General features: G+C 62.8%; 3 protein-coding genes. 1 reads left to right on the top strand and 2 read right to left on the bottom strand.

Translation table 11 applies throughout. The annotated features are described in order from the left end of the window. Together EOA60_RS29415 and EOA60_RS29410 are read right to left on the bottom strand one after the other, a co-directional pair. The coding region (locus EOA60_RS29415) for an NAD(P)-binding domain-containing protein (protein ID WP_164899637.1) at positions 1-269 on the bottom strand (269 nt) is incomplete at its 3' end. 32 nt (positions 270-301) lie between these two features. After that, complete coding sequence (locus EOA60_RS29410) at positions 302-1615, bottom strand: MFS transporter (protein WP_067320488.1); 1314 nt, start codon at positions 1613-1615, stop codon at positions 302-304. A 220-nt stretch (positions 1616-1835) separates the two neighbouring features. Between EOA60_RS29410 and EOA60_RS29405 the strand changes: the two genes are divergently transcribed. Next, on the top strand, positions 1836-2293 hold a 458-nt coding region (locus EOA60_RS29405), incomplete at its 3' end, for a LacI family DNA-binding transcriptional regulator (protein WP_245502637.1).

Genomic DNA, 2293 nt, shown 5'->3' with positions numbered 1-2293 from the left:
AGGATGGCCTCCGTTTGCGCGGCGTTGACGACCACCGACACGACGACGTCGGCACCTTCAGCGGCCTCGGCGGGGCTTGCCGCGCCTCGACCGCCCGCGTCGACGAGCCGGGCGATGGCCGCGGCGTCCACGTCGAAGCCAGCCACTTCAAACCCGGCCCGCCTGAGCGACATGGCCATGCCAAGTCCCATGGAACCGATGCCGATCAGGGCGGCCCGGTTCGTCCTTGCTCCGGCGGGGTTTTCCTTGCTTCGATCATAAACGGTCATCACGGAGATCCTTATTCGAAACGCAATCCGGTTTAGCGATTGACCAGCTTGGGTGGCGTCGTCAGCACCAGGACCGCGCCGAGCACCAGGATTGCGGCGAGCGCATACATGCCGACCTGCGTTGCGCCGGTCAAATCCTTCAGGTAGCCGACGAGATACGGGCTAACAAAGCCGGCCAGATTGCCGACCGAATTGATGAGCGCAATGCCTGCCGCGGCACCTGTCCCGGCGAGAAATGACGTCGGCAGCGACCAGAACAGCGGCGCACAGGTGATCGCTCCGGCCGCTGCAACGGACAGGAAGGCGATGGCGATCGTCAGATTCGAGCTGGCGGCCGCGACGACGAAACCGACGGCCCCGAGCAGTGCCGGAACGACCAGGTGCCAACGGCGCTCGCGATGCCTGTCAGCGCTGCGGCCGAACAGATTCATGACCACGACGGCACAGATGAAGGGGATCGCGCTGATCAGTCCGATATTGAAGTTTCCGGTGATGCCGGTCGCCTTGACCAGGGTCGGCATCCAGAAGGTCAGCCCGTACTGGCCCATCACGAAGGTGAAGTAGATCAGGCACATCAGCCAAACTCGGCGATCGCGGAAGATACCGGCTACCGAATGCCCACTCTCCTTGTGACGCTCCTCGCGTGCGATCTCCTCTTCCAGGGCCTGCTTTTCCGTTTCGCTCAGCCACTTGGCCTGACGAATGCCGTTGTCGAGGAAGAACAAGACAGCGATGCCGAGAAGGACGGCTGGAACCGCCTCGATAAGAAACATCCATTGCCATCCGGCGAGGCCGTGGGCGCCATCGAACGAATCCATGATCCAGCCGGAAAGAGGATTGCCCAATATGCCAGAGACCGGGATCGCGGACATGAACACCGCGATGATCTTGGCCCGGCGATGCGAGGGATACCAGTAGGTGAGGAAAAGGATGATCCCCGGGTAGAACCCGGCTTCGGCGACGCCCAGCAGAAAGCGCAACAGGTAGAATGTCGGCGCGGACGTGACGAACATGAAGCCAGCTGAGATCAAACCCCAGGTGATCATGATGCGCGCGATCCACATGCGCGCGCCGACCTTGTGAAGAATGACGTTGCTTGGCACCTCGAAGAGAAAATAGCCGATGAAGAAGATGCCGGCGCCGAGACCGTAGACGGTCTCGCTGAAGCCGAGGTCGGCCGACATCTGCAGCTTGGCGAAGCCGATGTTGACGCGGTCGAGATAGGCAACGACGTAGCACAGCATCAGGAACGGCACGATGCGCCAGAAGACCTTGCTGTAGGCGGTCCTCCTCGTTTCGATTTCAGCTACGGCTTGCGCCGGTAGCGCAGGTGTAAGCACGGTCATTGGTTCCTCCCTTGACTGTGAATGGGGTGTCAGCGCGCCCCGCCGGTGGCGGTTTTGGCAGCGCTTGCGTAACCGGATAACATGGATTGGCAGCGCTGCCAACGAAAAAGTGGCAGCGCTGCCAACAATTGTTTGAAAAGGTTGCCGCGACATGGCAAAAGAGATGGACGGAAGCGAGGACGGTCCAGTGCGACGTCGCGCTCCAGCGGGGAGATCGAAAGTGGCCGACGAGCTGGCCGACGGCACGCCGACGGGGACGACGACCCTTACCGATGTCGCACGCGCGGCCGGCGTCGGCGAGAGCACCGCCTCGCGCGTGTTGCGCGGGCACGGTTCATTTTCGGCCAAGACACGCGAGAGCGTCCTCAATGCCGCGAGAAGCCTCGGCTATGTGCCGAACCGCATCGCCGGCACGCTGGCCTCGACCGGCTCCAAGCTGGTCGGGATCGTGATACCGTCGCTCAGCAACATCGTCTTTCCGGACATGCTGCGCGGCGCCAACACGGTGCTGGTGGGCGCCGGGTTCCAACCTGTCGTCGCGGTGACGGACTACGAACAGGGCCGCGAGGAAACCCTCGTCGAGTCGCTGCTTAGCTGGCGTCCGGCGGGCATGATGGTGGCCGGGCTCGAACACACCGAGCGTACCGTGGCCATGCTCAGGCACGCCCGCATCAGGGT

The organism is Mesorhizobium sp. M1A.F.Ca.IN.020.06.1.1 (assembly GCF_004023265.1).
In the GTDB taxonomy this organism is placed as follows: domain Bacteria; phylum Pseudomonadota; class Alphaproteobacteria; order Rhizobiales; family Rhizobiaceae; genus Mesorhizobium.
This window is presented reverse-complemented; position numbering and strand designations above follow the sequence as displayed.

Bases quoted from the DNA above. Each gene is read 5' to 3' on its own strand.
- EOA60_RS29410 (WP_067320488.1), bottom strand. From the start codon at position 1,615: ATGACCGTGCTTACACCTGCGCTACCGGCGCAAGCCGTAGCTGAAATC.